Origin of the sequence: Bradyrhizobium sp. LTSP857 (assembly GCF_000938285.1) — a bacterium.
In the GTDB taxonomy this organism is placed as follows: Bacteria; Pseudomonadota; Alphaproteobacteria; order Rhizobiales; family Xanthobacteraceae; genus Bradyrhizobium.
This window is the reverse complement of record NZ_JYMS01000047.1, coordinates 103,506-129,099: the sequence shown is the minus strand read 5'-3', so window position 1 is coordinate 129,099 and position 25,594 is coordinate 103,506. Positions and strand designations below refer to the sequence as shown.

29 protein-coding genes and 1 tRNA gene are annotated in these 25,594 nt (G+C 62.1%); 19 read left to right on the top strand and 11 right to left on the bottom strand.

Translation table 11 applies throughout. The annotated features are described in order from the left end of the window. Window positions 1–67 precede the first annotated feature (67 nt). The 3 genes from UP06_RS32395 to UP06_RS32385 all read left to right on the top strand — a co-directional run bounded on the left by UP06_RS32395 (window position 68) and on the right by UP06_RS32385 (window position 1,419). Complete coding sequence (locus UP06_RS32395; RefSeq protein ID WP_045007772.1) at window positions 68–706, top strand: class I SAM-dependent methyltransferase; 639 nt, start codon at window positions 68–70, stop codon at window positions 704–706. A 46-nt stretch (window positions 707–752) separates the two neighbouring features. Further along, window positions 753–1,115, top strand: a complete 363-nt coding sequence (locus UP06_RS32390) for a hypothetical protein (RefSeq protein ID WP_045007771.1) — start codon at window positions 753–755, stop codon at window positions 1,113–1,115. 227 nt (window positions 1,116–1,342) lie between these two features. Next, a tRNA-Met gene (locus UP06_RS32385) sits at window positions 1,343–1,419 on the top strand. A gap of 117 nt (window positions 1,420–1,536) precedes the next feature. Here UP06_RS32385 and UP06_RS32380 read toward each other — a convergent pair. The 3 genes from UP06_RS32380 to UP06_RS32370 form a co-directional block, all read right to left on the bottom strand. Further along, window positions 1,537–1,911 (bottom strand): helix-turn-helix domain-containing protein, encoded by a 375-nt coding sequence (locus UP06_RS32380; RefSeq protein ID WP_045007808.1) that lies wholly within the window; start codon window positions 1,909–1,911, stop codon window positions 1,537–1,539. 11 nt (window positions 1,912–1,922) lie between these two features. Next, window positions 1,923–2,171 carry a type II toxin-antitoxin system RelE family toxin gene (locus UP06_RS32375; RefSeq protein WP_045007770.1) on the bottom strand — a complete coding sequence of 83 codons (249 nt, stop codon included), beginning with the start codon at window positions 2,169–2,171 and terminating at the stop codon, window positions 1,923–1,925. A gap of 374 nt (window positions 2,172–2,545) precedes the next feature. Then, window positions 2,546–2,932, bottom strand: a complete 387-nt coding sequence (locus UP06_RS32370; RefSeq protein ID WP_156163375.1) for a hypothetical protein — start codon at window positions 2,930–2,932, stop codon at window positions 2,546–2,548. Here UP06_RS32370 and UP06_RS41195 point away from each other — a divergent pair. Both UP06_RS41195 and UP06_RS32365 read left to right on the top strand, forming a co-directional pair. After that, window positions 2,931–3,155: a hypothetical protein gene (locus UP06_RS41195; RefSeq protein ID WP_156163374.1), complete on the top strand. Its 225-nt coding sequence runs from the start codon at window positions 2,931–2,933 to the stop codon at window positions 3,153–3,155. The genes UP06_RS32370 and UP06_RS41195 overlap by 2 nt on opposite strands. A gap of 47 nt (window positions 3,156–3,202) precedes the next feature. Next, entirely contained in the window at window positions 3,203–4,153 is a 951-nt protein-coding gene (locus UP06_RS32365; protein WP_045007768.1) for a restriction endonuclease, read from the top strand. 143 nt (window positions 4,154–4,296) lie between these two features. Here the strand turns inward: UP06_RS32365 and UP06_RS32360 are convergent, their stop codons facing one another. Then, window positions 4,297–4,539: a hypothetical protein gene (locus UP06_RS32360; protein ID WP_045007767.1), complete on the bottom strand. Its 243-nt coding sequence runs from the start codon at window positions 4,537–4,539 to the stop codon at window positions 4,297–4,299. Window positions 4,540–4,573: 34 nt separating this feature from the next. Continuing rightward, complete coding sequence (locus UP06_RS32355; RefSeq protein WP_045007766.1) at window positions 4,574–4,759, bottom strand: hypothetical protein; 186 nt, start codon at window positions 4,757–4,759, stop codon at window positions 4,574–4,576. A gap of 324 nt (window positions 4,760–5,083) precedes the next feature. Between UP06_RS32355 and UP06_RS32350 the strand changes: the two genes are divergently transcribed. The 3 genes from UP06_RS32350 to UP06_RS32340 all read left to right on the top strand — a co-directional run bounded on the left by UP06_RS32350 (window position 5,084) and on the right by UP06_RS32340 (window position 7,066). Then, window positions 5,084–5,290, top strand: coding sequence for a hypothetical protein (locus UP06_RS32350; protein WP_045007807.1), 207 nt, complete (start codon window positions 5,084–5,086; stop codon window positions 5,288–5,290). Window positions 5,291–5,323: 33 nt separating this feature from the next. Beyond that, entirely contained in the window at window positions 5,324–5,503 is a 180-nt protein-coding gene (locus UP06_RS32345; protein ID WP_045007765.1) for a hypothetical protein, read from the top strand. Window positions 5,504–6,631: 1,128 nt separating this feature from the next. Then, window positions 6,632–7,066, top strand: a complete 435-nt coding sequence (locus UP06_RS32340) for a hypothetical protein (RefSeq protein WP_045007764.1) — start codon at window positions 6,632–6,634, stop codon at window positions 7,064–7,066. A gap of 56 nt (window positions 7,067–7,122) precedes the next feature. Here the strand turns inward: UP06_RS32340 and UP06_RS32335 are convergent, their stop codons facing one another. The 3 genes from UP06_RS32335 to UP06_RS32325 all read right to left on the bottom strand — a co-directional run bounded on the left by UP06_RS32335 (window position 7,123) and on the right by UP06_RS32325 (window position 10,823). Then, window positions 7,123–7,920: a carbohydrate ABC transporter permease gene (locus UP06_RS32335; protein ID WP_045007763.1), complete on the bottom strand. Its 798-nt coding sequence runs from the start codon at window positions 7,918–7,920 to the stop codon at window positions 7,123–7,125. Continuing rightward, on the bottom strand, window positions 7,917–8,798 hold the full coding sequence (locus UP06_RS32330; protein WP_197087439.1) for a carbohydrate ABC transporter permease: 882 nt from the start codon (window positions 8,796–8,798) through the stop codon (window positions 7,917–7,919). Before UP06_RS32330 ends, UP06_RS32335 begins: the two co-directional genes overlap by 4 nt. Before the next feature lie 237 nt (window positions 8,799–9,035). Continuing rightward, window positions 9,036–10,823 (bottom strand): peptide ABC transporter substrate-binding protein, encoded by a 1,788-nt coding sequence (locus UP06_RS32325; protein ID WP_045007761.1) that lies wholly within the window; start codon window positions 10,821–10,823, stop codon window positions 9,036–9,038. A gap of 297 nt (window positions 10,824–11,120) precedes the next feature. On the opposite strand from UP06_RS32325, the gene UP06_RS32320 reads away from it, so the two are divergent. Then, the gene (locus UP06_RS32320; RefSeq protein ID WP_045007760.1) at window positions 11,121–13,442 is read left to right on the top strand and encodes a molybdopterin guanine dinucleotide-containing S/N-oxide reductase; all 2,322 of its coding nucleotides are present in this window, start codon (window positions 11,121–11,123) and stop codon (window positions 13,440–13,442) included. Window position 13,443: 1 nt separating this feature from the next. On the opposite strand, the gene UP06_RS32315 is transcribed toward UP06_RS32320, so the two are convergent. The 3 genes from UP06_RS32315 to UP06_RS32305 are packed head-to-tail and all read right to left on the bottom strand — an operon-like array spanning window position 13,444 to window position 16,121. After that, on the bottom strand, window positions 13,444–14,328 hold the full coding sequence (locus tag UP06_RS32315) for a polysaccharide deacetylase family protein (RefSeq protein WP_045007759.1): 885 nt from the start codon (window positions 14,326–14,328) through the stop codon (window positions 13,444–13,446). A gap of 31 nt (window positions 14,329–14,359) precedes the next feature. Beyond that, window positions 14,360–15,445, bottom strand: coding sequence for an LLM class flavin-dependent oxidoreductase (locus UP06_RS32310; protein ID WP_045007758.1), 1,086 nt, complete (start codon window positions 15,443–15,445; stop codon window positions 14,360–14,362). Window positions 15,446–15,476: 31 nt separating this feature from the next. After that, window positions 15,477–16,121: a FadR/GntR family transcriptional regulator gene (locus UP06_RS32305; protein ID WP_197087437.1), complete on the bottom strand. Its 645-nt coding sequence runs from the start codon at window positions 16,119–16,121 to the stop codon at window positions 15,477–15,479. A gap of 188 nt (window positions 16,122–16,309) precedes the next feature. On the opposite strand from UP06_RS32305, the gene UP06_RS32300 reads away from it, so the two are divergent. The 10 genes from UP06_RS32300 to UP06_RS32255 all read left to right on the top strand — a co-directional run bounded on the left by UP06_RS32300 (window position 16,310) and on the right by UP06_RS32255 (window position 25,059). After that, window positions 16,310–17,473 carry a zinc-dependent alcohol dehydrogenase gene (locus UP06_RS32300; protein WP_045007756.1) on the top strand — a complete coding sequence of 388 codons (1,164 nt, stop codon included), beginning with the start codon at window positions 16,310–16,312 and terminating at the stop codon, window positions 17,471–17,473. 67 nt (window positions 17,474–17,540) lie between these two features. Continuing rightward, on the top strand, window positions 17,541–17,984 hold the full coding sequence (locus UP06_RS32295) for a cupin domain-containing protein (RefSeq protein WP_045007755.1): 444 nt from the start codon (window positions 17,541–17,543) through the stop codon (window positions 17,982–17,984). A 37-nt stretch (window positions 17,985–18,021) separates the two neighbouring features. Continuing rightward, complete coding sequence (locus UP06_RS32290) at window positions 18,022–18,999, top strand: quinone oxidoreductase family protein (RefSeq protein ID WP_156163381.1); 978 nt, start codon at window positions 18,022–18,024, stop codon at window positions 18,997–18,999. Between the two features lie 99 nt (window positions 19,000–19,098). After that, window positions 19,099–19,977, top strand: coding sequence for a branched-chain amino acid ABC transporter permease (locus UP06_RS32285; protein ID WP_045007753.1), 879 nt, complete (start codon window positions 19,099–19,101; stop codon window positions 19,975–19,977). Next, window positions 19,977–20,975, top strand: a complete 999-nt coding sequence (locus UP06_RS32280) for a branched-chain amino acid ABC transporter permease (protein WP_045007752.1) — start codon at window positions 19,977–19,979, stop codon at window positions 20,973–20,975. Before UP06_RS32285 ends, UP06_RS32280 begins: the two co-directional genes overlap by 1 nt. Further along, window positions 20,972–21,736, top strand: coding sequence for an ABC transporter ATP-binding protein (locus tag UP06_RS32275; protein ID WP_045007751.1), 765 nt, complete (start codon window positions 20,972–20,974; stop codon window positions 21,734–21,736). Before UP06_RS32280 ends, UP06_RS32275 begins: the two co-directional genes overlap by 4 nt. Continuing rightward, window positions 21,726–22,457, top strand: a complete 732-nt coding sequence (locus UP06_RS32270) for an ABC transporter ATP-binding protein (protein ID WP_045007750.1) — start codon at window positions 21,726–21,728, stop codon at window positions 22,455–22,457. Before UP06_RS32275 ends, UP06_RS32270 begins: the two co-directional genes overlap by 11 nt. Before the next feature lie 30 nt (window positions 22,458–22,487). Then, on the top strand, window positions 22,488–23,765 hold the full coding sequence (locus tag UP06_RS32265) for an amino acid ABC transporter substrate-binding protein (protein WP_045007749.1): 1,278 nt from the start codon (window positions 22,488–22,490) through the stop codon (window positions 23,763–23,765). 66 nt (window positions 23,766–23,831) lie between these two features. After that, window positions 23,832–24,761: an NAD(P)-dependent oxidoreductase gene (locus UP06_RS32260; RefSeq protein ID WP_045007806.1), complete on the top strand. Its 930-nt coding sequence runs from the start codon at window positions 23,832–23,834 to the stop codon at window positions 24,759–24,761. A gap of 10 nt (window positions 24,762–24,771) precedes the next feature. Then, entirely contained in the window at window positions 24,772–25,059 is a 288-nt protein-coding gene (locus UP06_RS32255; protein WP_045007748.1) for a DUF1330 domain-containing protein, read from the top strand. Window positions 25,060–25,594 lie beyond the last annotated feature (535 nt).

Here is a 25,594-nt window from a genome sequence, read left to right as displayed (position 1 = left end):
CCAGACCGCGCCCGGGGCTGGCTTTGATCTCACCAATTAAACTCTAGAAACGCGCAGGGCAGGGGGCATGGCAGCAGACATCTCGCGGGCCGGGGTCGAGAAGGCCTATGGCCGCTGGGCTCCGGTCTATGATCTCGTGTTCGGCAAGGTGTTTGACGCCGGCCGGCAGTCGACCATCGCGGAGGCCGACCGCATCGGCGGCCGCATCCTCGACGTCGGCGTCGGCACCGGTCTCTCGCTGTCCGACTATGCGCGCACCACAAAAATCTGCGGCGTTGACATCTCCGAGCCGATGCTGCGCAAGGCGCAGGAGCGCGTGCGCGCGATGCGGCTGTCCAATGTCGAAGTGCTCTCGGTGATGGACGCCAAGAATCTCGCCTTCCACGATGGCTATTTCGACGCGGTGGTCGCGCAATATGTCATCACCGCCGTGCCCGATCCCGAAGGCACGCTCGACGAGTTCGTGCGCGTGCTCAAACCCGGCGGCGAGCTGATCCTCGTCAACCACATCGGCGCCGAGAGTGGTCTTCGCAAACTCTCCGAGCTCGCCTTCGCGCCGCTCGCCCGCCGCCTCGGCTGGCGCCCGGAATTCCCGTGGCAGCGCCTGGTCGATTGGGCCGCCAGGCACGGCGGCATCACGCTGGCCGAGCGCCGCCCGATGCCGCCGATGGGGCACTTTTCGCTGATCAGGTACGTCAAATCGTAATGTTGCAGGCCGGGAACATCGGGCCTGACCCGCGCGTTTCCCCTCCATGAACAAGACATCAAACCTCATCCTTGCGGGCTTCCTGATCGCCGCCTCAGGCGCCGCGATCGCGCAGGCCCCGCCCGCCTCGGCAACGCCGCCGCAAGCGACCGCGCCGCAATCCCCGCAACGCGCCGCCGACTGCGCGCCCCAGGACCGCCCGAACCGCGCCACCGCGCCCGACGGCACCACCACCGGCCAGTCCCGGGAACCGCTCGGCGACAAGCTCGCCAAAACCGACGGCGTGCTCTGCCCGCCCTCCGGCGTGGACCCCGAAATGCACGCCCCCGCGCCCTCGACCGACGGCGCCATGCCCGTGATCCCGCCCCCCGGCAGCCCCGGCGGCGACCCGACGGTCCGGCCGAAATAACGGTTCTTCCTTCGCCTCTCCCCGCGAGCGGGGAGAGGCCGAAATCCGCGCAAAAGCACGGATTTCGGGTGAGGGGGACTCTCCGCGAGTCTGGGGCCTGAGGGGCGCGATTCCGCCGCCAAAATCAGCCCCCAGCCACGCCCCACTTTGCTTGACAGCCCGCCGCCCCCTTCCTTATATGCCGCGCGTTCGCGAGATCGGCCTGTTTCGGCCCCCGCGTACCCTGTGGCGGGGTAGCTCAGCTGGTTAGAGCACGGGAATCATAATCCTGGGGTCGGGGGTTCGAGTCCCTCTCCCGCTACCAAAATGCCTCCCGCTCAGTCCCTGAAGTCATTGGCGAACCGAGCGATTCCAGTCCGCAAGGCTGGGTGAGGCACTGTCCGGCGAAGAGCCTGGAAATTCGCTGCGATAGTTCATTTCGTCAGATCAGGTCGTCGACCGTGAGCTTCAGGACCGTGGCGAGCTTTTTGAGCGTCGCTGCGGTGCCCGGCTTGTTCCCGGCCTCGATCTCGGAAATGAAGCCCTGCGCGACGCCGCTCGCCTTGGACAACGCGCCCTGCGTCAGGCCGCGCTTGTTCCTCCAGAAAGCAAGCGGGCTCTTGGTGGCCAACAGCTCCTTCGCCTCGGCGGAGGTTAAGGTCTCTATCTCGCCTCGCTCGATTGCCTTCCGGGAGCGCTCGGCAATTTCGCTGTCCCTCTGATCCTCGGCCGCCTCCACCAAGCGCTCATAATCTGCGGCCGATAGCACAACCATGTCCTCGCCGCTGGGACTCTTGATGCGCTGTACCTTGTTCATGGTGCTTTCCTTCAATCGTAGATCCCGCCGCGTGGTCCGACATCGTGAATGGTGACGGTGTCTTTCGTTTCCGAGAAGATCACCCGGAAGTCGCCGACCCGCAATCGGTAGTCCGGACGGCCCTTCAGCTTCTTGACGTTGTTTGCCTGCGCCGCCGGATTCTTTGCATAGGCGTCGATCTTCGCCATGATGGCGGCCTTGCGGTTCGAATGTTGCCGCAAGGCCCGAACCGCTTCGACGCTGTAAATGACGTCCTTCATGGAAGCATCAATCCCATGCCGCAACAATGCGGTCAATCCCAATAGAGATAATTAGTCAATCCCAATAGAGATGAAGCGAGATCCGGGCGCCCTTGCCAACAGATCGCTTTCTTCAGGCAACAGGCCGCCCCATTGGCTGACCATGTCAGGGAAAGGTCTCCGATCGCACCTTCCACCTATCGTGCCCAGGCGGCATGCGGTGCCGGCTTTTCATATGCGTCAGCAGCTTCGTAAGCTGTGAATTGTTTGGAATGGGCTCAGGCCCCGTAGGATGGGTAGAGCACTTGCGAAACCCATCATGCCTCACCGCGGTCAGAAGCGTGATCGGCCTCGCTTCGCTCTACCATCCTACGGGTTATCGACACGACACAGAGTCACCTGCAAGCAATTTCCAACTCGTCAGCGTCGCGAAGTGATTCATCCTTGTCGTTCGCCTTGGCGCTAACGAACTTCATGTTCACCCGAGGCGGTATCGCGAAATCCGCGTCCAGGTACGCCGTTCCCAAGCGCATAGTGCTCTGGATACGCTTTGCCGTCGCCGCGCTCGTGATGAGGGCGGAAATCAGTACGCCGCCGCTCGTTGCCTTTGCCGCGATTGCGTTCACTTTTTGAACGTCCGGATTACCGGTTGATTTCAAACGCAACCGAGCTTTCGGCGGCAGACCCCAGGTGATTTTGAGCGTGGTGACCTCATAACCCATCTGTTCGAGGATCGGCAGCGCGTCGCCGACTTGCTGAGTAAATGTGTTGAACTCCGTCATGACTCTGCCGGTCGCATCTGAAAGGTCTGGTAACGAGAGGTCGGGCATCGACGGAAGGGATACGGACGGCATTGAAGGCATGGCGGGTATCATGTCACGCGCTGACTTGGTTATTCCGTCGATCCGGCTAGGAGCGGAAGTCTCCTCACACCGGGCGCTGCAAGTGGCGACGGCCAACAAGACGAGTATCAATATTGCTCTCATCTCAAATTTCCTTGGCTAAATCGTTCGCAGACACTATAGAAATCTCTACAATTTTAGAAAGCAATCATGTTCGATGCAATTACAGAGGGCATCAGAAGGTGGCTGGTTGGCCGTTTTGCTTCGGCTATCAAGCATACGACGCGGGCTGAAGATCGGGTGCTCGCCATACAATGGCTCAACGAGTCGCGCGCTATCGTTGCCAGTGATCTGCGTCCTGTCGAAAAATTCAAGGAGCTGAATTCGCTGATCAACTCACGAACGGCTATCGTAGCGATTGCGAAGAGTGTTTCTGAAGCGGTTTCAAATTACCGGAAATCTGACCTTCCGTTGTCGATGAAGATCGCTCTGCCCGCGACATTGGCTGCTATTCCGTTGGTCGGCGGACATGCCGCCGGCATCGCAGCATTCGGCGGTGCGCTCGGGGTGCCGGTGCTGTTGCTGATTTTTCTCGGCACCGCGGGCATCACATCGATAATCGAAGCTGTCATTACAAACCCTGAGGTACGGCCTCATATTGCGGAGATCATAGAGGTCATAATCCAAGACGAACGGTTGCGCCGCACCAGTGCGCGAATGAAGGCTGCGATGAAGGAGCAGCCGATGGACCCAACTCGGTTCGCCGTGCCGGTCGAAGAGTTGGCCCTTCGGAAACATCTGCTCGGTATGGATCCTTTCAAGTTCGAGCGCCACACCATGAGCTTCTTCGAAGCCGCAGGCTTTGAGGCATGGGCGACGCGAAAATCGAACGACTTCGGTGCCGACGGCTTTGCTGTTCATCCTGATGGTTTGATGGTCATACAGTGCAAGCGGAATTCGACTGACAATAAGGTCGGACGGCCCACCATTCAGCAATTCAAGGGCGTCATCGAAGAGCAGGGTGCTTTCCGGGGCTACATCGTCACCACAGCCGCGTTTACTGAGGAGGCTATAGAATCGGCCGAGCTGTCGGATAGAATAGCGCTGGTTGATATGGACGCCCTGGTGCGGTGGCACGCCGAAGCGCCGACCTTCCAGTGACGTTTAAGAAATACAAGGATAGGTAGAGCTCTTGCGAAACCCATCAGGCTTCGTCGTTGTCTACATCAAAGTATGCGGTCCCAAGTCGCCGGCGCGTTAAAGCCGCTCCTGCAAGCTCGAGTCGTGCAGCTGCTCGTGCGGGTTCACTCGCTCTTCGTCTTGGATTTCTTCGTCTTGGGTTGCTTTTTTGGCACCGGGCCCGCGGCGGCTTCCCGCGCCAGCCGCTCTGCCTTCAGCCGCTCTCGATTCTGAGCGAAAGCCTTCTCGGCGACCGCGTGCTCGGACATTGCCTTCTCCGCATCGACCTGGCGGAAGGCCTTGCGTGCTTCACGCTCCGCTTTGCTGATGGGCTGCGGCGGTTGGTATTCACTAACTTCTTTTGTCATCTTTTCTCGATCCAAATGCTTCTCGAAAGTCGGGTCAATTCTTGCCTGTCGGCCCGGCATCTCGCGCCAGGCGCTCCGCCCTGAGACGCTTATGGTTTTCCTGGAACTCCGGATCGGCGTGGCTGTCCGCGATCGTTTGCCGCGCCCCGATTGGATTTTGCGCCTTTCGGTCCGCTTCATCCGCGACCTGCTGCTCGGCGGAGCGCTTCCGTTTAGTCATTGCTCGATCCTTGCACCTGCGATTGGTCCAGAAACCATGATTCCCGGGAACAATAGACGTTTGTCGCGCAGGCGGCGACCTCAAAAGTGCGGGGCGTCCGGCTCAACGGTCCCAGCGCACCGGCGAAACTGCCACATGAACGCTTCTGGTGGGGAGACTGCAAAGGGCGATAGACCCGCCCGAAACCTGAGGACATCGCCGGACACGGTCGGACCGCGCAGCGCTGTTTCTGCTTCCAGGAGCCTGAGCCGGAGGGCAATGGTTACATTGCGTCACAGCATGCTCTGCGCTAGAGGAATGGGAGATGACTTCAGAGGTAAGCACATGGCATATGCCTATAAGCTGAATGACGACGTTCGCCACCAGCCCCAAGGTCCACAAGGACGTGCAGCACTTGATCCAGCCATGATTTACACCATCGTTCAATGTATGCCGATCGAGGCAGATGGACGTCTTCGCTACCGTATCAAGAGCAAGTCGGAGAATGTCGAGCGGGTCGTAACGGAAGATCAGCTATCGTACTTTCAGTGATCTTGCGCGCTTGTTGGTAGGAGGAGTTTCGTCGTGCTGAATGATCGAGAAAATATCCTGAATGCGCTTCGCGAGAAGCCGCTCAAAGTCTACGAAGTCATGAAACGCGCCAATGTCGCGAACGAGGAGGCTTGCCAGTCCCTCCTGTTGAAAATGCGAGACGAAGGCTCGGTGAAGTTCGATATTCACAAAGGGCGATGGCTCATCGGATGAGCCGTGAATTGCGGCGACGGTCCAGGCATGTCGTCCTTTTCAACATGCCTTGCTTTTCAGCACGCCTTCCTTTTCAGAATCTCGTCCTCGTGGCTTAAGTCCTTTGCTTGGCCCGGCTGCCGGGCCACCGGAAGCGCAGCCGGCTGCTCGCCCGTCGGGCAAAATCCTGGCCTGTTTCGCCGCCCCGTCAATCCTTCCTCATAAAAATATTCCACTTTACCGAAATTCGGAAACGGCGTATCTCTCGGCCATCCCGGCTCATCCTTGAGGGGCGATCTTGTGTCGTCATTTTCGCGAGCCGGGCTTGCGGTGGACGCGGCAGCGTTGGGCGCGAAAGGTTAAGGGCAGGGCGGATTGCTCTCCGTGAGCCCAAAACTTCGTGCTGGATGAGCGGCGCTGTCAGGTTCGTCTCGTCTGTAAGTTTCGGGCTCCGTCGACAGGGCTGGGAAAACTGCGGCGAAATGGCGAGCCGTGCGTACGGCAAAACCGTGTGGTCCTGGCCGTCGTTGCTACGGCCAAGCTCTTGCGGATGCGGCAGTCGCGTCAACCGGCGCGGTGCCGGTGAATTTCGCTGGAGTGAGGGAGGCCAGAACGAACTCGGCTCCCGGGAGAGCACGGCATAAGCCGTCCAACCATCGCGCAGGGAAGGCCGAGTGATTGGCTACACCTGTATGCTGCTGTGCGGTCTCTTCTGCGCTACCTTTCGCGCAGCAGACCGCGGGTGCCAGCCGGCACCCGGCCTTCCCTGCGCCCTCTTGGCTCAAGTGGGTGGAGTGTCGAAGCAAAGCTCGGGCGAAATGCGCCGCGAGAACGCGAAGGCGTGTCGGCAAGTTGGAGTGAGCGTGGAGGATGGCCGACAGTGCCCCTGGCTCCGTCATTGCGAGCGGAGCGAAGCAATCCAGACTGCCGCCGCTGAGGAATTCTGGATTGCTTCGCTCCGCTCGCAATGACGATGTTGAGGCCAGGAGCCGGGCCTTCACCCTTCGAGACGCGCGTTCCGCGCTCCTCAGAATGAGGAGCCGGGAGAGTGCTCGGCCCACCCTATGCGCTACCTCAACACTCGACTTCACGGCAGATCGAGCTAGTTTCCCGTGGTCATTCCGACGCGCCGTGCAAGGAGACCTGCGAGTGCTCGATCATATTCTCAAATTCATGACGCTTGGGACCGTCATCGTTGGCAGTATCGCGATCTACACGGCGCTGCACACCAACAACCGGCGTCTGGGTGCCGATATCTTCCTGAGATATTCCGACCGGATCTCCGACTTGCGGCGTCGCCTCCCGGTCACCGCGTTCCTCGAACGCGGGGCGCCTGGCAGCACCGAGATCACTGCGGAAGAGCGGCGGGTCGTGCATGAAATCATCCACTCGATCTGCGAGCTCTATGAACTCAGGGTCCACGGCTTCTTTCCATCGCCGATCTGGAAGATCAGGGAGCCCGATATTGAGAGGCTGCTTTCGCTGCCACTCTTCCAGCAGGAATTGGCGAGCCTGGAAGACAGATTCAGGGGGCATCCACGCTTGGCGGATTGGCTGAAGTCAATCAGGCAGCGCAAGATGTAATGCGCGGGATGGGTGGAGCACTTGCATCATGCTCGTCGTTGCACTTCGTCCAACCATCACGTCCGGATCACGAACCCCTTCGCCAGATGATTTCTCACAAAATAGATCATCGCAATTCCGGGAACGAGCGCGAGAACAGTCATGGCCATGACGAGGCCGACATCCGTTCGGAAGCCGAATAGCGCGTTGATGGCCATGGTGATGGGTTTGCCGCCGGTCGTCGTCAGAATGCGGGCGAGCACCACCTCGACCCAGGAGAAGATGAAGCAGAAGAACGCGGTGACGCCGATGCCCGGTGCCACCGCTGGAATGAGATGGCGGAAGACAAAGCTGACGAGAGAGTGGCCATCCAGAAATGCCGTCTCGTCGAACTCGCGCGGCACGGCTGCGATGAATCCCTCCAAGATCCAGATCGATATCGGGATGTTGAAAACACAATGCACGAGAGCGATGCCGATCGGGGTGTTCTCCAGGCCGACCTGCGAGAACAGGACAAAGATCGGCAGTGACAGCACGACAGTCGGCGTGATGCGGAAGACCAGCAGCAGGAAAAAGATCTGCCGATCGCCGACGAAGCTGTAGCGTGCGAACGCGTAAGCCGCGGGCAAGCCGACGGCGAGGCACAGCGTGACGTTCAACACGACGTATATGATCGAGTTCTGAATCGCCTCTTTCAGAACAGGCGAATGGAGAATGTTCTGGTAGTTGACGAGGCTGAAATGCCCCTCAGTGATCCCGTCTCGTGGCAGGGTCGACACAAAGCTGATGATGATCGTCTGCGCCAGCGGCACGAGGACGAAGGCCCCCACCAGTGCGAATACGACAATCCGCCCCACCCATGACAGCGACTTCACCCGGCGGGCTCCATGGCGACCGGCTTCGGAGCGCTGGTTGCCGCCTTGAAGGTCCACGCGACCGTCATGACGATCAGGAAGTAGACAATCGAGCGGGCGGCGGCCGGTCCGTAGTTGAAAGCCTGGATTTCCTCGCCGAGGTCGAGGCTCAAAAATGCGGTGGCGCCATTCGGTCCTCCGGCATTGATGCGGAAGGCCTCGATATAGATCATGAAGCTATCCATGAAGCGGAGCAGAAGCGCCATCGACAGCACGGTCTTCATCTTCGGCAGCTGGATGAAACGAAAGATGTGCCATTGCGATGCGCCGTCGATGGCCGCCGCCTGGTAGTAGGCGGGCGGAATGCTGGAGATGCCGGCATAGGACAGTACGACGACCAGCCCCAGCCAATGCCATGTATCCATCACGACAAGCACGATCCAGGTGTGCAGGGCATTGAACTTGTAGTCGAAGCCGATGCCCAGCCATCCCAAACTCCGGCCGGCGAGACCGACATTGGGATTGATGAAGTTGAGCCAGATCATCGGAATCATGTTCCAGGGCACCACGAGCGGGATCGTGATCAGAACAAGGACGGTGCTGACGATGAATCGAGGCGATCGTTGCAGCAGCAGCGCGATCCAGATGCCGAGCGGCAGCTGGATCGACAGCACGATGGCCGAGAACAGAAAGCTTCGCCCCAGGCTGCTGTAGAAACGCTCCGAGGAGACGATGTTCCGGTACCAATCGACGCCGACCCAATAGGGATTGTTCAGGCTGAAGAGGTCCTGGAAGGAGTAATTCGTGACAGCGATGAGAGGGATGATTCCGACGAAGGTCATGATGACCAAAGCGGGAAGCAGCAGGAACCAGGCTCTGTTGTCGTATGGCTTCATTATCGAACGATTGCGATGGGCAAGAACGGTTAGCCCCAGAATGACGGAAGGAGCAGACGGCAGGACGCGCCCCGGGCATGCAAAAAGGCCCGATGGCTTAATTCCGTGCGACGGCGATCTCTTGTAGCCCGGATGGAGCGCAGCGAAATCCGGGACCTTCGCAAATTGGCTGCAATCGACCCGGATTGCGCTGTGCTCCATCCGGGCTACGAGCCATTGCCCGTCGATCCTGCTTCTCCCTCAGCTCCGATACCAGCTTCCCAGATTCCATGTCGTCACGTCCCACCCCGAGATGTCGGCCATCAGGCTATTGACGGCACCGCCGACGATGTTGCGCGAGAGGAGCGGCACGAGCACGTTGGCCTCGCAGAAGATCTCGTTGACCCTGATCAGCAGCGCGGCGCGCTTGACCGGATCGAGCTCCTTCTGCGCGGCCTTGTAGGCCTTGTCGGCCTCGGGATCGGACCAGCGCGAGACGTTGCGGCCGAGCCATTTGTTATCCTTGCTCGATATCTCCCAGGAGACGCACTGGTTGAGGAATCGCTCCGGATCAGGCTGCGGCTGCGTCGCGTTGTACATCTCCATGTCGCAATAGAATTTCGAGTAGGTGTCGGGGTTGCCGGCGTCCGACGAGAAGAACACCGAGGCGGTGACCGCTTTGATCTCGATGTCGATGCCGGCCTTCTGGCAGGATTGCTTGATGATGGCCTGTGTCTTCTGGCGTGGCGCGTTGATCGAGGTCTGGAAGACGTATTTGAGCTTGTTGCCGTTCTTCTCGCGGACGCCGTCCGCGCCCATCTTCCAGCCGGCATCGTCGAGGATCTTGTTCGCCTTCTCGACGCTGAACTCGTAGGTCAGCTTGCTCGACCTGAACTGCGAGGGCTGGTTGACGAAGCTTGCGGTAGCGATGCCGCCGCGGCCGTAGATGTATTTCTGGATCGCCTCGCGATCGATCAGCAGGTTGATCGCCTGGCGAACGGCCGGATCGGACAGGGTCGGGTGTTTGGTCTTGACGCTGGAACGCTCGCCGTCGACCTCGGTCCACGGGTCCGTCGTGTTGAGGATGATGAACTCGAGGCCGCCGGAGGTCGTGAACTCCACCTTGCCTTTGCCGCTGGCCTCCATGCGCTTGAGGACCTCGTCCTCCACCAGCAGGTTCCAGGCATAGTCGTATTCGGCGGTCTGGAGCACAGCGCGGGCGGCGGAGACCGCGTCGCCGCCACCCTTGATTTCGAGCGTGTCGAAATGCGGCTGGTTCTTGACGTGATAGTCGGGATTACGTTCGGCTCTGACCAGGTCACCCGGCTTGAACTCGACGAACTTGTAGGGACCGGTGCCGACCGGCTTCAGATTGCCCGGCGCGTCGCGCGACTTTGCACCGACATAGTCGCCGAAATGATGCTTTGGCAGGATCTGGCCGACCGAGCCGACGAAGGGGTCGGCCCAGAACGGCGTCGGGTCCTTGAAGATCACCTTGACGGTGTGGTCGTCGATCTTCTCGACCTTGATATTCTGGTAGGACCCCGTGGTGTACGCCGCGGTCGCGATATCCGCGGCGTAGGTCCAGGTGAAGACGACGTCATCGGCGGTGAAGGGCTTGCCGTCATGCCATGACACGCCCTGCTTCAGCTTCCAGGTGACGTTCATGCCGTCCGCCGCGAGGCCGCCGTTCGCCTTGGTCGGGACCTCGGCGGCGAGGCAGGGGATGAGGTTGCCTTCCTTGTCCCAGCCGGCGAGCGGCTCGAAGAAGATGCGCGAGGCGACCTGGTCCTTGGTGCCGAGCGCAAAATGCGGATTGAGCAAAGTGGGCGCCTGCCAGAGCAGCATCTTGAGCGGGCCGCCGCCGCCGGCCTTGGTCGGCTTGTAGGCAAGCGTGGCGTCCGCCATCGCCACGTCGTTCCAGATCAGGATCTGGCTCGCGACTGGCGCCGCGATCCCGACCGCAGCCAGTGTCTGGATGAACGAGCGGCGCGACAGCGTGCCTTGCTTCACCTCCGCGATGGCCTTGCGGATGTCGTTTTCGTTCATCAGATGAGCTCCACCTTCGCAAAGAAAAGTCGTCGCCGGCCGCAACTGACATGCACTCTAACGCGGGTCGTCGGGCCGCGTGGAGTCAAAGATGAGGCAGTTGGCGTGAAATGGTGCGCTTGCGATGAAAGGCCGCAATGACAATGTTGAAGCTGCTTGCCCTAAAGGGCTGCGATCTCCGCGAGGCCGCTATGCTCCGAGCCGCGGCCATGGTTAGGCCGTTGCCCTTAACGGGGCCGCCTCATTATAGTGTCCCCCGGAGCAGCCTGCGCGGCGCTCCGCGATGAGGACCACGCGATGGATGATACGATTGGCTTCCCCGACCCCGGCCTCGATTTGTCGGACGGTTTCAAGCCGCACACCTCGCATTGGGGCGTGTTCTCGGCCCGTAACAGCGCCACCGGGCTCGAGGTCCGGGCCTATGCCGGCGATCCCGATCCGAACGGTATCATCGACAATTTTCCGGGCGCCTTGCGCCACCAGGCACGCATCGCGCAGCCGGCGATTCGCCGCGGCTGGCTCGAACGCGGACCCGGTCCCGACGATCGGCGCGGCCGCGACGAATTCGTCTCGGTCAGCTGGGAGAAGGCGCTCGACCTGCTCGGCGATGAACTGGCGCGCATCCGCGACACGCGTGGCCCGGGCGCCGTCTTCGGCGGTTCCTATGGCTGGTCGAGTGCGGGCCGCCTGCATCACGCGCAGAGCCAGGTGCACCGCTTCCTCAACGTCGCGCTGGGCGGCTATGTGCGCTCGGTGAATTCCTATTCCTCGGGCGCGTCCTCGGTGCTGCTGCCGCAGATCCTGGCGGGCTATGAAGACATCACGAAGCGCAACGTCACCTGGGAGCAGATCGCGACTGAGACCGACATCGTGCTCGCATTCGGCGGCATGGCGCTGAAGAACTCGATGGTGGCCGGCGGCTCGATCAGCAAGCATGTCGAGCGCGGCGCCATGGAAGCGGCGCGCAAGCGCGGCTGCGAGTTCATCCTGATGAGCCCGCTGCGCGAAGATCTGCCCGTCGAGGCCGGCGCCGAATGGATGAGTTGCACGCCCGGCACCGACACTGCGTTGATGCTCGGCATCGTCCACACGCTCGTGAACGAGAACCTGCACGATCAGGCCTTCCTCGATCGCTACACCGAAGGCTGGCCGGTGTTCCTGCGCTACCTCACCGGCGAGAGCGATGGCCAGGCCAAGGATGCCGCATGGGCCGCCGCGATCTGCGGTGTCGATGCGGAGACGATCCGCGCGCTCGCGCGTCGCCTTGCCGGCAAGCGCGCGCTGATCACCGTCTCGCATTCGCTCCAGCGCGCCGAGCATGGCGAGCAGCCGGTGTGGATGGGCATGGTGCTGGCGGCAGCGCTCGGCCAGATCGGTCTTGCGGGCGGCGGCTACGGCTATTCGCTCGGCGCGATCGGCTATTACGGCCGCCGCGTCAACGACGTGCCGGGACCGACGCTGGGGCAGGGCCGCAATGCTGTCCGGGATTTTATTCCGGTGGCGCGCATCGCCGATATGCTGCTCAATCCCGGCACCACCTATCGCTACAATGGCGAGACGCGCACCTATCCGGACATCCGCATGGTCTACTGGGCCGGCGGCAATCCCTTCCATCACCACCAGGACATCAACCGCCTGCGCAAGGCATTCGCGAAGGTCGACACGCTGGTCGTGCACGAGCTCGCCTGGACCGCGACGGCGCGGCACGCCGATATCGTGCTGCCCTCGACCATGACGCTCGAGCGCGAGGACATCGGCTATTCCACCAACGATCCGCTGATGGTCGCGATGCACCGCATCGCCGAGCCGTTTGGTCTTGCGCGCGACGACTACGAGATTTTTGCCGATCTCGCCGATCGTCTCGGCGCCCGCGAACCCTTCACTGAAGGCCGCACATCAAGGGAATGGCTCGAACATCTCTACGAGCCGACCCGGGCCTCGCTCGCCAAGCGCGGCCTCGAGGCTCCGAGCTTCGACGAATTCTGGCAGCGCGGCAGCCTGGTCGTGCCGCAACAGCCCGACGATGGCGGCCGGCTGCGCAGCTTCCGCGAGGATCCGGTCGCCCATCCTCTGCCGACGCCGAGCGGACGCATCGAGATCTTTTCGGCGAAGATCGCAGGGCATGGCGATGCGGATTGTCCGGGCCATCCGGTCTGGCTCGCGAAGTCCGATATGCCGAAGCCCGGCGCGCCGTGCTTCCTCGTCGCCAACCAGCCGGTGACGCGCCTGCACAGCCAGCTCGACTTCGGCGGGCATTCGCTCGCCGCAAAACATCGCGGCCGCGAGGTCGCACGGATGAATCCGCGCGACGCTAATGTCCGCGGTATCAAGGATGGCGACATCATCCGCCTGTTCAACGAACGCGGCGCTTGTCTCGCCGCGGTGAACGTCACCGACGGCATCGCGCCCGGCGTGGTGCAACTGCCGACCGGTGCCTGGTACGATCCGATGGATCCCGAGGACGAAGCGCCGCTCTGCGTTCACGGCAATCCGAACGTGCTCACCCGCGACATCGGCACCTCGTCCTTCGCGCAAGGCTGCACCGGTCAGCTCACGACGGTGGAGGTGGAGAAGTTCACCGGCAATTTGCCGCCGATCCGCGCGTTCGATCCGGTTTAGGCTAACCGCGCGCGACCCGCTTCATCTCCGCGCGATACCAGTCGCCGATCTCGCTCGCGGTCATCAGCGCGACGCCGTCGTGGCCGATGACGTAATCGAGCAGCTGTTCGAGGTATTTGATCCGGTGCGGCACACCGGTGATGTAGGGATGGATCGAGATCGCCATCACGCGCGCATTGTCGGCGCCCTCGAGATACAGCCGATCGAACTGATCGATACCACGCTGCAAAAATTGGTCGGACGGCAGATGCTGGAGCGCGTGGACGACGATGTCGTTGGTCTCGACCGTATAGGGGATCGTCGTGATGGTGCCGTGCGGCGTCGCGATGTCCTGCGGCAGGTCGTCGATCACCCAGTCCGCGACATATTCGATGCCGTTGAGGCGCAACAGATCGAGCGTCTCTTCGGTCTCGGTCAGGCCCGGAGACTCCCACGAGCGCGGCGCGCGACCGGTGAACTTCGCGATCGTCTCGACCGATCGCTTGATCGCGTCGGCCTGGTCGGGAAGCCTGTGCATCGGGCCCTGCATGAAGCCATGGCCCATGAACTCGAAGCCGGCCTCGCGCGCGGCCGAGGCGACGCGGGGATAAGCGTTGCAGACATCGGCATTTGCAGCCAGCGTGACCTTCATATTGCGATCCGTCAGCGCCTTGAACTGTCGCCAGAAGCCCGCGCGCATGCCGTATTCATGCCACGACCAGTTCGGGACATCAGGCAGCAGTGGTTGTCCCATCGGCGGGCTCAGCACGACGCGCGGCATCGCGTTCTCGATCCGCCATTCCTCGACATTGAGGATCACCCACACAGCAAGCCGCTTGCCGTTCGGCAGCTTCAGCTTCGGCCGGTCGATCAAGGCCTGATAGGGAATGCGGTCACTGAGGGCCATCGCGAGCCTCCTGTCCTGCTAACGGCTGAAATTATCGTGTGCCGGCGGTGACGCGCGGCATCACCTGCTCGGCCATCAGAATCATCGAGCGGCGCGCGAGCTCGCGGTCGCTCCAGTCCTTGCCGGCGTAGAGCAGCGTGCCGAATTGCCCGACCTCCTCCTGAAGCCCCAGGATCTGGTCGGCGACGCTGTCGGGCGTGCCCCAGATGATCAGCTTGTCGCAGACGGATTCGAGCGTGATTTCGTCATCCCGCTGATCACTCCGCGTCTTGAACAGCTCGATGCGCCCGTTGCGCTTCAGCTTGGTGAAGAGGGAGCGATAGTAGTACACGTAAGGACTATCCGGATCGGTGGCATAGGCCTTCGCGGTCGCCATGTCGTTGGCGACGAACACGCTCTTGGCCACGCGCCAGTTGTTGGAATCAACGGTCCGGCCGACGCGCTTGCAGCCCTCGACATATCTGGGCCAGTGGCTTCTCACCCAGACCGGCATCAGGAAGTTGGCGGAGATCGGATCCCAGCCGCGTGCTGCGGCTTCCGTGACGCCCTTCGAGAACGGCGCGACGGCGGTGACCACGATCGGCGGATGCGGCCGTTGCAAGGGGCGGCCGATGAAGCCCTGGCCGATATCGGCCATCAGCGTCTTCTGCGTCGTGATGTTCCAGAATTTTCCCTCGATATTGTAGGGCGGCTCGCTCGCCCAGATTTGCAGGACCTGGTTGATCGCCTCGAGGAATATTGCGTTGCGATCGCGCTCGAGCGTGCCGAACAGCTCGGCGTCCGAGAGCAGGCCGCCCGGGCTGATGCCGAAGATCAGCCGCCCGTCCAGCATGTGATCCAGCATCGCGATGGTGGCGGCGACGGTTGCCGGATGGACGTTCGGCATGTTGACGGTGCCGGTGCCGAGCTTGATCTGTTTCGTCGCAGCTGCAATCCAGGCCAGGAACGCGATGCAGGAGGTGATGTTCTCGGCGCGGTCGGTGACGTGCTCGCCGACATAGGCCTCGCTGAAACCGAGTTCATCGGCGAGCAGGAACGCTTCGCGATCCTCCTGCAAGGACTGTTTCCAGTCCTTGTCCAGCGGATGGATCGGCATCGTGAAGAAGCCCAGTTTCATGGCCGGCACCTTATTGGTTTTGTCGGGGAATTCAGGCCTGCGTTCCCATCAGCTTGTCCACGGTGGTCCTCAGATGCCGCCGCATTGCTTCCATCGCCCGGATGCGATCGCGCTGCTCGATCGCGTCGATTAGCGCGTCGTGTTCGGCAAACGACGAATAATCCTCGGGCGGACGTTCTGGCCTGGTGTCGAGCCATCGCCAGACCACGGCGCGCCTGACGTCGTCGACTGTTTGATGGATCGCCGACAGCAGCGGATTGCCAGTCGCCTCCGCAATCAGACGATGCAGCCGTCCGTCCAGCGTCTCGTAGTCTTTCCACGTCTCGGCTTCGCGCATCTGCCGCGCCAGCACGCGCATCCCTTCGATCTGCTTGAAAGTGGCGTTGACCGCGGCAAGGCTTGCGATCTCCGGCTCGAGCACGAGCCTCGCCTCCATCGCATTGCGCGGGCTGGTGCTGTCGCGCAGCGCGTCGAGATTCGAAGTCGCAGCTTCCGCAGGCGCGCGAATGAAGGTGCCGCGACCGACCTCGCGAGAGAGGCGGCCGTCCAATTCCAGCCGCGCCAGCGCCTTGCGGATCTCGTTGCGCGAAACTCCGAACTGCGCCGCGAGTTGTCGCTCCGGAGGAAGGCGCGTGCCGGGACCGTCTTCCGTCAATCGAGCCAACAAATCGAACACCGGTCCAATCCTCTGTCGCAACCAATATCAACCAATCTCTATTTCACGCGCATTGTGTTCACGAATGCAAGACCAAAACGACAGCGCTGAAATTTTGGCGTTGACAGCAGCAGCTTTGAAAGCGAGGCTTCAACCAATCAAAAGGCCAATTGTCAAAATTGGTTGACCAATGGGTGAGGATCGTTGCGATGGTCGAGGCCTCTGGCGTTCGCACGTCAACCGACATGCCGATTCCTGAGACGATGAAGGCCTGGGTGCTGGGTGACCCCGGCCAATTGCGTTTGGCCGAAAAGCCCGTGCCGATGCCGAAGCGCGCCGAGGTGCTCGTGCGCATCGATGCGGTTGCGATTTGCGCCACGGATCTGGAGATCATCGAGCATGGCACGCCGGCACTGATCCAGGGCGGGCCGCCGTTCAACAAGAATTTCACGCCCGGCCACGAGTACATGGGCACGGTCGCGGCACTCGGCCCCGGCGTCGATGAATACAAAATCGGCGAGCGCGTCACGGTCGAGATCCATGCCGGCTGCGGCCAGTGCAAGCGTTGCCGGCAGGGCATGTACACCTCCTGCCACAACTACGGCCTGAACTACGGCAACGTCGACAAGGGCCATCGCGCCAACGGGTTTACGACGGATGGTGGCTTTGCCGAATACGCTGTCAACCACATCAACACGCTGTCGCGCGTGCCTGATGACATGAGCGATGAGGAGGCGACGCTGGTCGTGACCGCGGGCACCTCCATGTACGGCCTCACCGAGCTCGGTGGCCTCGTTGCCGGCGAGAGCGTGGTCGTCACCGGGCCGGGTCCGATTGGGCTTCTCGCGGTGGCCGTTGCCAAGGCGCTCGGAGCGAGCCCAGTGATCCTGTCGGGCACCCGCGATGCCCGGCTCGCCATCGGGACCAAGCTCGGCGCTGATCGCGTCGTCAACGTGCGCAACGAGGATCTCGTTGCCGTCGTGAAGGAGATGACCGGCCGCGGCGCCGATTATGTCGTCGAATGTGCCGGCACAGACACGGCGATCAACGAAGCCGCGAAGATGGTCAATCGCGGCGGAAGGATCTGCCTCGCGGCGTTTCCGCACGAGCCGGTGCTTGCCGATATCGGCGCGCTGGTGAAGAACAATGTCTACGTCTACGGCATTCGCGGTGAAGGCAAGAGCGCGACACACCGCGCCATGGCGCTGATGGCGGCCAAGCGTTTCGATGCCACGCTCATCCACACCCACACATTCCCGCTCACGGATCTGCCGATGGCGCTGCATTACGCGCGCAACCGCATTGATGACGCCATCAAGGTCGTCATCAAGACCCGCGGGGTGGTGACTCAGACCAAGAAGGAAGTGGCGTGACGACGCCGCCTGATCGGCGTCGCCAAAATAGCTCCGACAACGGCTAGCATCTGGAAGGAACCGGCTCATGTCTGACTCAAATCCCCGCGCGCACTGGCCCGTCGAAGTGCAGCGCGAATACGAGGAGGGGCGCAACAGTGGCTGTGTCGGCAGCGTGCTGGTGTCGGAGACCGATCGCGTCCGCGTCTGGCACCTGTCGATCGCGCCGGGAAAGCGCTGCGGCTTCCATCGCCACGTGCTGACCTATTTCTGGACGGCGCACAACGCGGGCAAGGCGCGCGGCTATTTCGAGGACGGCCGCATCGTCGACGTCGAGCACTACAAGGGCGAGACCAAGCATCTCGCATTTGGTGCGGGCGAGTATATGGTGCATGCGGTCGAAAACATCGGGACCACGGACCTCCTGTTCGCCACGGTCGAGTTCCTCGACAGTGCCAACCAGCCCCTAACGATCCCCGACAGCGTGCGGCTGAAGATTCCGCAGGGCGCCGACATCAAGATGGCATCCTAATAGACCAGGATCGGCACACAGGAATTCTTGTATGGGTATGAAAGCCAAGGCAATTCGCATGGCCGCGCAGGGCGGCCCGGATGTCCTGAAACTGGAGGCGGTCGAACTCGCCGCGCCCGGCAAGGGCGAGGTGCTGATGCGGCAGACTGCGATCGGCCTCAACTTCATCGACATCTATTTTCGCGACGGCTCCTATGCGCTCGATCTGCCGGCAGGCTTAGGTGCGGAAGCGGCCGGCGTGGTCGAGGCCGTCGGCGAGGGCGTGACCGACTTCAAGGTTGGCGACCGCGTCGCTTACGGCGGCTCGGCGCCGGGCGCCTATGCGACCCACCGACTGATGCCGGCTGCACGTCTCGTTCCCATTCCGCAATCCGTCAGCGACGAGGCTGCCGCGGCCGTGCTGATGAAGGGGATGACCGCGGAGTATCTCTTGAGCCGGTGTGTTCCGGTCAAGCCGGGGCAGCAGGTGCTGTTCTATGCGGCCTCGGGCGGCGTCGGCCTGATTGCCGGTCAATGGGGCAAGCATCTCGGCGCCCGCATGATCGGCGTGACCAGCGGCGGGGAGAAGGCGGCTTTGGCACTCGCGCACGGCTATGACGCCGTGATCGATCGCAAGACCGAGCAGATCCCCGAGCGCGTGAAGGCCCTGACCGGCGGCAAGGGTGTCGCGATCGCCTACGATTCCGTCGGCAAGGATAGTTTTGAAGCCACGCTCGCCTCACTCGCCCCGCGCGGGTTCTTCGTCACCTTCGGTGCGACCACGGGCGCGCCGCCGCCGCTCGAGGCGGCGTTGCTCCAGAAGAACGGATCTCTCTATTATACCCGCCCGACGCTTGCGACCTACATCGCTACGCGCGACGATCTGCTAGCATCGGCAGCCGCCGTGTTCGATCTGGTCGGCAAAGGCGTTATCAAGCCGATGATTGGGCACCGCTATACCCTGTCCGAGGCGGCAACTGCCCACCGTGATCTTGAGGCCGGATCAACTCGAGGGTCGTCGCTGCTGATACCCTGATGCTACCGATGGCGGCGGAAAAGTCCCGCCTCCATGCCACCGCCGAAACAAGAACAACAATTTCCATTGCGTGCGCAAACAGGAGGAGGCCGGGAGCGGATGGGACAAGTCGCGGGATTGTTGCTCGATTCCATCGTGTCCGGGATTCTCGTCGGTGGCTTCTACGCGGCCATGGCGGTCGGCATTTCGATCGCCTTCGGCATGCTCGGCATCAGCAACATCGCCCATCCGGCGCTCATCCTGCTCGGATCGTTCATCGTCTATGTGCTGAATTCCAAGTTTGGATGGGATCCGATCCTGGTCGGTGTGCTCGCGACCGTTCCGTTCTACTTCCTCGGCACGCTGCTCTATAGCGCCTATGAATTCGCATTCGAGCGGCGCGGAACGCAGTTGATCCGCGGCCTGGCGTTCTTCTTCGGCCTCCTCTTCATCACCGAGGTCGGGCTTCAGCTGATTTTCGGCGTCGATTATCGCCTGGTCGAGGCGCCCTATATCGGGCCGTCCTACAATTTCGGACCGATCTCGCTGCCGGTCCGGATGCTGATCCCGTTCCTGGCCTCGGTCCTGCTCCTGATTGGCCTGCAAATCTTCTTCACGCGCACCTTCACCGGGCGCGCCATCATGGCGGTGGCGCAGGACAAGTTCGCGCTTCAGCTCATGGGGGCCTCACCCGTTCGCGTCAAGCGCATTGCCTTTGGTCTCTCCACGGCCACGGCCGCGATGGCCGGCGCCTTCCTCATCATTCTCCAGCCGGTCGAGCCGTCGATGGGGCGCGACTATATCGGCAGGATCTTTGCGATCTGCGTTCTCGGTGGTGTCGGCTCGCTGCCGGGCACCTTCATCGCGGCCGTGATCGTCGGTGTCGCGGAGAGCATCACGGCGACATTCTACGGCCCGTCATGGTCACCCGCGATCGCATTCGGCTTTCTGCTGATCGCGCTGGTGGTCAGGCCGGCCGGCCTGTTCGGGAGAGCTTGATGTCCAATGGACGGTTCATCGCTCTCGCCTGTTTGGTCGGTATCGCGCTGGTCGCCGGCAGCATGTTCGTGACCAACGAGTACTACGTGTTCGCGGCCTATTTCGTGCTGCAATATGTCGTGCTGGCGACGGCCTGGAACATCCTCGGCGGCTATGTCGGCTACGTCAATTTCGGCACGACGGCGTTCCTGGCCATCGGCCTCTACAGCGCGGCGGCCCTGAATAAATGGCTCGATCTGCCGATCCCCGTGCTCATTCTCATTGCGGGCGTGCTGTGCGGAGGCGTTGGTCTTGCGATGGGCTATTTGACGATCCGCTTGCGCGGCGTCTACTTCACCATCGCGACGCTTGCGCTTTCGGTCGTCGTCCAGACCTTCATCACCAACTGGGACTATGTGGGCGGCTCGCGTGGCATCTACATCATGCGGCCGAGCGAGGTTCCGGTGTTCGGCAGCTATGTCGCCTATCTCTTCTTCCTGATGACGGTGCTTGCGGTCGCAGCCGTCGTGACCGCGCGCGTGATCGAGCGCTCGACCTTCGGCTTCGGCCTTGCCGCTATTCGCGACGATGAGATCGCGGCGGCTGCATCCGGCGTTCCGGTGTTGCGGCTCAAGCTGGTCGCCGCGGCCATCAGCGGGGCCCTGATGGGAATGGCCGGCGCGCCGCTGCCGTTCTATCTGACCTATGTCGAGCCGACCTCCTCGTTTAGCCTCGCCTACACCGTGAACAGCGTCGCGATGCCGCTGGTCGGAGGCACCACGAGCTGGCTCGGCCCGGTGATCGGCGCGGTCCTGCTCGGCACCATGCAGCAGGCCATGACCGTGTTGATCTCGTCATCGGTCAATCTGCTCGTGGTCGGCGTGTTGCTCGTGATCTTCGTGATCGCCGCGCCGAATGGAATCTTGGGATTGATCCGCTCCATGGGCGGAAAGAAGCCCGACCCCGAGACAAACCCTCTCGCCGCGATGCTGGTTGCCGAGAAGCGGAGCGGTCAATGACGATGATCGACGCGAACGCGACGGCAAGCGATCTGCTTCTGGACGCAAGGGGCATCACCAAACGCTTCGGCGGCTTCGTGGCGCTGAACAAGATCGATCTCGCGGTCCGGCCCGGCGAGCGGCTTGGTCTGATTGGTCCGAACGGTTCAGGCAAGAGCACGCTGACCAACTGCCTGTGCGGCGCGCTCCAGACCGATGGTGGTTCGATCTCGTTTGCCGGCAGGAGCATCGACAGGCTGTCGTCCTACCAGCGTGCGCGGCTCGGGCTCGGCCGCAGCTTCCAGCTGCCGCGTCCGTTCCACAGCCTGTCGCTGCTCGACAATCTCCGCATCCCGCTGGTCTATGCCGTCAATGCGCGGAGTGGCACCCATCTGACCGAGCAGCAGATCCGGACCCGCAGCACGGACTTGCTCGGCGAGTTCGGCCTCGGCGGCAAGCTGCACCGTCTGCCCGGCGATCTGACCCAGGTCGAGATGCGCAAGCTGGAGCTGGCGCGTGCGATGGCGACGGATCCGACGCTGCTGGTCTCGGACGAGGCGCTCGCTGGCCTCTCGCATTCGGAGGTCAACGAGATTTTGGCGCTGCTGCTCGCGCTCAACAAGCGCGGCGTCGCCGTGATCTTCATCGAGCACATCATGCGCGCGGTGATGGCGTTCTCAGAGCGGCTGGTGGTGCTCGTGGCCGGCGAGAAGATTGCCGACGGTGCGCCGAAGGACGTCATCGCCGATGAGCGGGTGATAGGGGCGTATCTTGGCCAGTAGCATTCGCATCGACAATATCCATGCCGGCTACGGTTCGGTTCGCGTCCTCCACAACGTGTCAATGAACGTCGCCGCGCGGGAGACGGTGACGCTGCTCGGCACCAACGGCAACGGCAAGAGCACGCTGATCAAGACCATCATGGGGGTGGTGCGCCCGACCTCGGGGCGCATTGTCGCGACCATCGACGGCAAGGAGCACGACCTCATCGGCAAGGAGACCGAGGAGATCATCGACCTCGGCGTGGCACTTGTCCCGGAAGGCCGCCGGCTGTTTCCACGCCTGACGGTCGAGGAGAATCTCCTGCTCGGTGCCTATCGTCCGACGGCGCGGGCGCGGCTGAAGGACAACATGGCCTATTGCTATGAGGCGTTCCCGCGACTTGCCGAGCGCCGCGCGCAGCTGGCTGGCACAATGAGCGGCGGCGAGCAGCAGATGCTGGCACTGGCGCGGGCGCTGATGTCGGCGCCGAGCATCCTGATTGTCGATGAGCCTTCGGTGGGCTTAGCCCCGCTGTTCGTCAGCCGCACCATCGACATGATCGCGCAGCTCAAAGAGCGCTATCATCTGACTGTGCTGATGGCGGAGCAGAATTTTACGCAGGCGATGCGGATCGCCGACAAGGGTTATGTGATCGTCCACGGGGAAATCGCGTTCCGCGGCGAGAGCGCCGAAGAAATGCAGCAAAGCGATCTGATACGACAGCATTACCTCGGCACGTAGAACGCGAAACAACAAACAAGGGAGGAAGGCATGAGGATGTTTCGGCTGAAAGCTTTAAGGGGCGTCACACTGGCGCTCTCGACAATGATTGCCGCGTATGCGTTCACCGACGCAGCGCGCGCGGCGGATCCGATCAAGATCGGCTTCGGCATGCAATTGACCGGGCCGCTCGCCGGCAACGGCAAGGCGGCGCTGCTCGGTGCGCAGATCTGGGCCGACGAGGTCAACAAGGCCGGCGGCCTGCTTGGCCGGCAGGTCGAGCTCGTGGCCTACGACGACCAGAGCAATCCCGGGCTCGTGCCCGGCATCTATTCGAAGCTGCTCGATGTCGACAAGGTCGACCTGCTGCTGTCGAACAACACCAACCAGACCGCGCCGGCAATGCCCATGATCATCCAGCACAAGCGGTTGATCATGGGAATGTTCGCGCTGGCGATCAACGAGCAGTTCAAATACCCGGGCTATTTCCAGATCCAGCCCTATGGACCGAACGGCAAGGATTCGCTGACCCGCGGTTTCTTCGACAACGCGATCGCGATGGACCCGAAGCCCACGACAGTGGCGCTGGTCGGAGCGGACGCGGAATTCGCCAAGAACGCGCTCGAAGGCGCCCGCGCGCAGGCCAAGCGGCTCGGTCTCACCGTCGTCTATGACAAGGTCTATCCGCCGACGACGGTGAACTTCACGCCGGTGCTGAAGGCCCTCCAGGCGACGTCGCCGGACCTGGTGTTCGTCGCGTCCTATCCGTCGGATACGGTCGGCATCATCCGGACCGCGCACGAGATCAATCTCGAGCCGAAAGTGTTCGGCGGCGCCATGGTCGGCACCCAATATGCCGCGATCAAGCAGCAGCTCGGCGAGGCCCTCAACGGCGTCGTCAGCTTCGAGCAGTATATCCCCGAGCCCACCGTCAAATTCCCGGGCATCGAGGACATGCTCAAGAAGTATCAGGCCAAGGCAGCGGAGGTTGGCGTCGACGCGCTAGGATACTACGTGCCGGCGTTCGTCTACTCGGCGCTTCAGATCCTCGGTGAAGCCGTGACCAAGACCGGCGGCGTCGATCAGCAGAAGCTGATCAATTACATCCACGGCAACACGTTCCAGACCGTGGTCGGCGATATCACCTTCGGTCCGGACGGCGAGTGGGTCGAGCCTCGCATGTTCGCGGTCCAGTTCCGCAACATCAAGGGCAATGACATCCAGCAATTCACCCAACCCGGCAAAGAGGTGATCATCTTCCCGCCGAAGTACAAGTCGGGCGACCTGATCTACCCCTTCACGAATGCGCAGAAGAACGCACAGAACTGACGCGTCGCCGGAATGGCGCGGGCATGCGCCATTCCGGACACCGTTCAGAACAAGAAACGAGACGTCATGACTGGAACGATCGGCATGCTCGGCATCGGGATCATGGGCTCCGCCATCGCGCGGAACCTGATCAAGGCTGGCTTTGCCGTTGTCGGATACGATCCCGTGCCGGCGGCACGGGATCGACTTTCCGAGATGGGTGGCGAAGCGCTAGCTTCGCCGAGGGATGTTGTGGAAGCTGCCGTGATCAGTTTTGCCTCGTTGCCGAGCGGAGTCGCGCTAGCCGAGGTCATCGAGGGTGCTGCCGGTGTCGTCCGCACAGGCGGCTCCGGGCAGATTCTGATCGAGTGTTCGACGCTCCCTCTCTCTGCAAAACGCGCGGCGCTCGTCGCGATGGAGGGCGCAGGAAAGACCCTGCTCGATTGCCCTGTGAGCGGGACCGGAGCGCAGGCGGCGACCGGCGATCTGGTGATCCTCGGAAGCGGCGACGAACAGGCTTTCGCGCGCTGCGGGCCGGCGTTCGCGGCGATGTCGCGGCGGCAGGTCTATCTCGGCCGCTTCGGCACTGGCAGCATCATGAAATACATCGCCAATCATCTCGTGACGATCCACAATGCTGCCGCGGCTGAGGCGATGCTGCTTGGCATGAAGGCTGGGATCGCCCCTGGCCTGATCTACGATACGCTCGCCGACAGTGCGGCGACGTCACGCATGTTCCAGATGCGCGGACCTCTGATGCGCGACGAAAATTACGACACGCCGACGGCCACCATGCGCACCCACCTCAAGGATCTCTCCATCATTTCGAGCTTCGCGGCCGAACTCGGCTGCGCGCTGCCGGTCTATGCCGCCGCGGAGCAGCTCTATCGCGCGGGCGAGGGGCTGGGCTTTGCGGCGCGCGACACCGCGTCGATCTGCGCTGTGCTCGAACGTATGAACGGCTTCGACCGTCACGGTGGCGCGAGCGCGTCCACAACTTCGTACCCTCAATCGTAAAGGAAGATCCATGTCCGCCTATTGGTGCGCACGCGTTCACGTGACCGATCCAGAGACCTACGGGAAGTACGCCGCGCCCGCGGGACCGGCGATCGAAAAACATGGCGGCGTGTTTCTCGCGCGCGGCGGAAAGCAGGTGATCCTCGAGGGAGGCAATTACGAGCGCAGCATCGTTGCGCGCTTCCCGAGCCTCGATGCTGCGGTCAAATGCTACAATTCGCCCGAATACAGCGAGGCGCTCAAGTACACGATCGGCTCGTCCGAGCGCCACATGGTGGCTGTCGAAGGCATTGAATAGCTCGGCGAAGAAAATTGTTTCGTGGCGTTTCTCTCTTGCGGTAGGAAACGTCGCGTTGCGAAGGCGCGCGGGCTAGCCGCAGTGCAGTTCAACTCGATCGGGACGCCCGCTCCAAGCTGCGCGTGTCGAAATGACGGAAACGACGCATCGCCCAAGGGCGGGAGAAAAAGGCGGAGCCGCGTCACCCGAGAAAGGTGGAACTGGACCGCCGCCTGACGGCAGGGTCAGGCGGCGATCCAGTGCGAGCTAGACGAACTTGGGGAAGTTGTAAGGCCGCACGCAACGCTAACCCGGCCTATGCAACCACATCAAGTTTCGCTGTGTTGCTCCGGCTAGAGATTCATTGCGGCCGCCGCAAAACGGCCACGAGATAGCTGCTTCAGATTGAATTGCTTCCACGCGCTTCGGCGAACGGTATGGTCAACGAAAACTGATTACTTGTTATCTTACTGGAATCCCGCATTGACCCGCGATGCGGCTGGCGTGAATGCGCGTGCCCCTTATGCGCGCTCGTCCGGTCCTGTTCCCGAAAAAG

Coding starts and splice junctions, on each gene's coding strand:
- UP06_RS32315 (WP_045007759.1), bottom strand. CDS start 14,328: ATGGCCCTCAGTGACCGCATTCCCTATCAGGCCTTGATCGACCGGCCG.
- UP06_RS32275 (WP_045007751.1), top strand. CDS start 20,972: ATGACGATGATCGACGCGAACGCGACGGCAAGCGATCTGCTTCTGGAC.
- UP06_RS32390 (WP_045007771.1), top strand. CDS start 753: ATGAACAAGACATCAAACCTCATCCTTGCGGGCTTCCTGATCGCCGCC.
- UP06_RS32260 (WP_045007806.1), top strand. CDS start 23,832: ATGACTGGAACGATCGGCATGCTCGGCATCGGGATCATGGGCTCCGCC.
- UP06_RS32280 (WP_045007752.1), top strand. CDS start 19,977: ATGTCCAATGGACGGTTCATCGCTCTCGCCTGTTTGGTCGGTATCGCG.
- UP06_RS32350 (WP_045007807.1), top strand. CDS start 5,084: ATGGCATATGCCTATAAGCTGAATGACGACGTTCGCCACCAGCCCCAA.
- UP06_RS32320 (WP_045007760.1), top strand. CDS start 11,121: ATGGATGATACGATTGGCTTCCCCGACCCCGGCCTCGATTTGTCGGAC.
- UP06_RS41195 (WP_156163374.1), top strand. CDS start 2,931: ATGACTCTGCCGGTCGCATCTGAAAGGTCTGGTAACGAGAGGTCGGGC.
- UP06_RS32285 (WP_045007753.1), top strand. CDS start 19,099: ATGGGACAAGTCGCGGGATTGTTGCTCGATTCCATCGTGTCCGGGATT.
- UP06_RS32300 (WP_045007756.1), top strand. CDS start 16,310: ATGGTCGAGGCCTCTGGCGTTCGCACGTCAACCGACATGCCGATTCCT.
- UP06_RS32380 (WP_045007808.1), bottom strand. CDS start 1,911: ATGAACAAGGTACAGCGCATCAAGAGTCCCAGCGGCGAGGACATGGTT.
- UP06_RS32355 (WP_045007766.1), bottom strand. CDS start 4,759: ATGACTAAACGGAAGCGCTCCGCCGAGCAGCAGGTCGCGGATGAAGCG.
- UP06_RS32290 (WP_156163381.1), top strand. CDS start 18,022: ATGAAAGCCAAGGCAATTCGCATGGCCGCGCAGGGCGGCCCGGATGTC.
- UP06_RS32310 (WP_045007758.1), bottom strand. CDS start 15,445: ATGAAACTGGGCTTCTTCACGATGCCGATCCATCCGCTGGACAAGGAC.
- UP06_RS32265 (WP_045007749.1), top strand. CDS start 22,488: ATGAGGATGTTTCGGCTGAAAGCTTTAAGGGGCGTCACACTGGCGCTC.
- UP06_RS32370 (WP_156163375.1), bottom strand. CDS start 2,932: ATGACGGAGTTCAACACATTTACTCAGCAAGTCGGCGACGCGCTGCCG.
- UP06_RS32295 (WP_045007755.1), top strand. CDS start 17,541: ATGTCTGACTCAAATCCCCGCGCGCACTGGCCCGTCGAAGTGCAGCGC.
- UP06_RS32375 (WP_045007770.1), bottom strand. CDS start 2,171: ATGAAGGACGTCATTTACAGCGTCGAAGCGGTTCGGGCCTTGCGGCAA.
- UP06_RS32325 (WP_045007761.1), bottom strand. CDS start 10,823: ATGAACGAAAACGACATCCGCAAGGCCATCGCGGAGGTGAAGCAAGGC.
- UP06_RS32365 (WP_045007768.1), top strand. CDS start 3,203: ATGTTCGATGCAATTACAGAGGGCATCAGAAGGTGGCTGGTTGGCCGT.
- UP06_RS32360 (WP_045007767.1), bottom strand. CDS start 4,539: ATGACAAAAGAAGTTAGTGAATACCAACCGCCGCAGCCCATCAGCAAA.
- UP06_RS32255 (WP_045007748.1), top strand. CDS start 24,772: ATGTCCGCCTATTGGTGCGCACGCGTTCACGTGACCGATCCAGAGACC.
- UP06_RS32395 (WP_045007772.1), top strand. CDS start 68: ATGGCAGCAGACATCTCGCGGGCCGGGGTCGAGAAGGCCTATGGCCGC.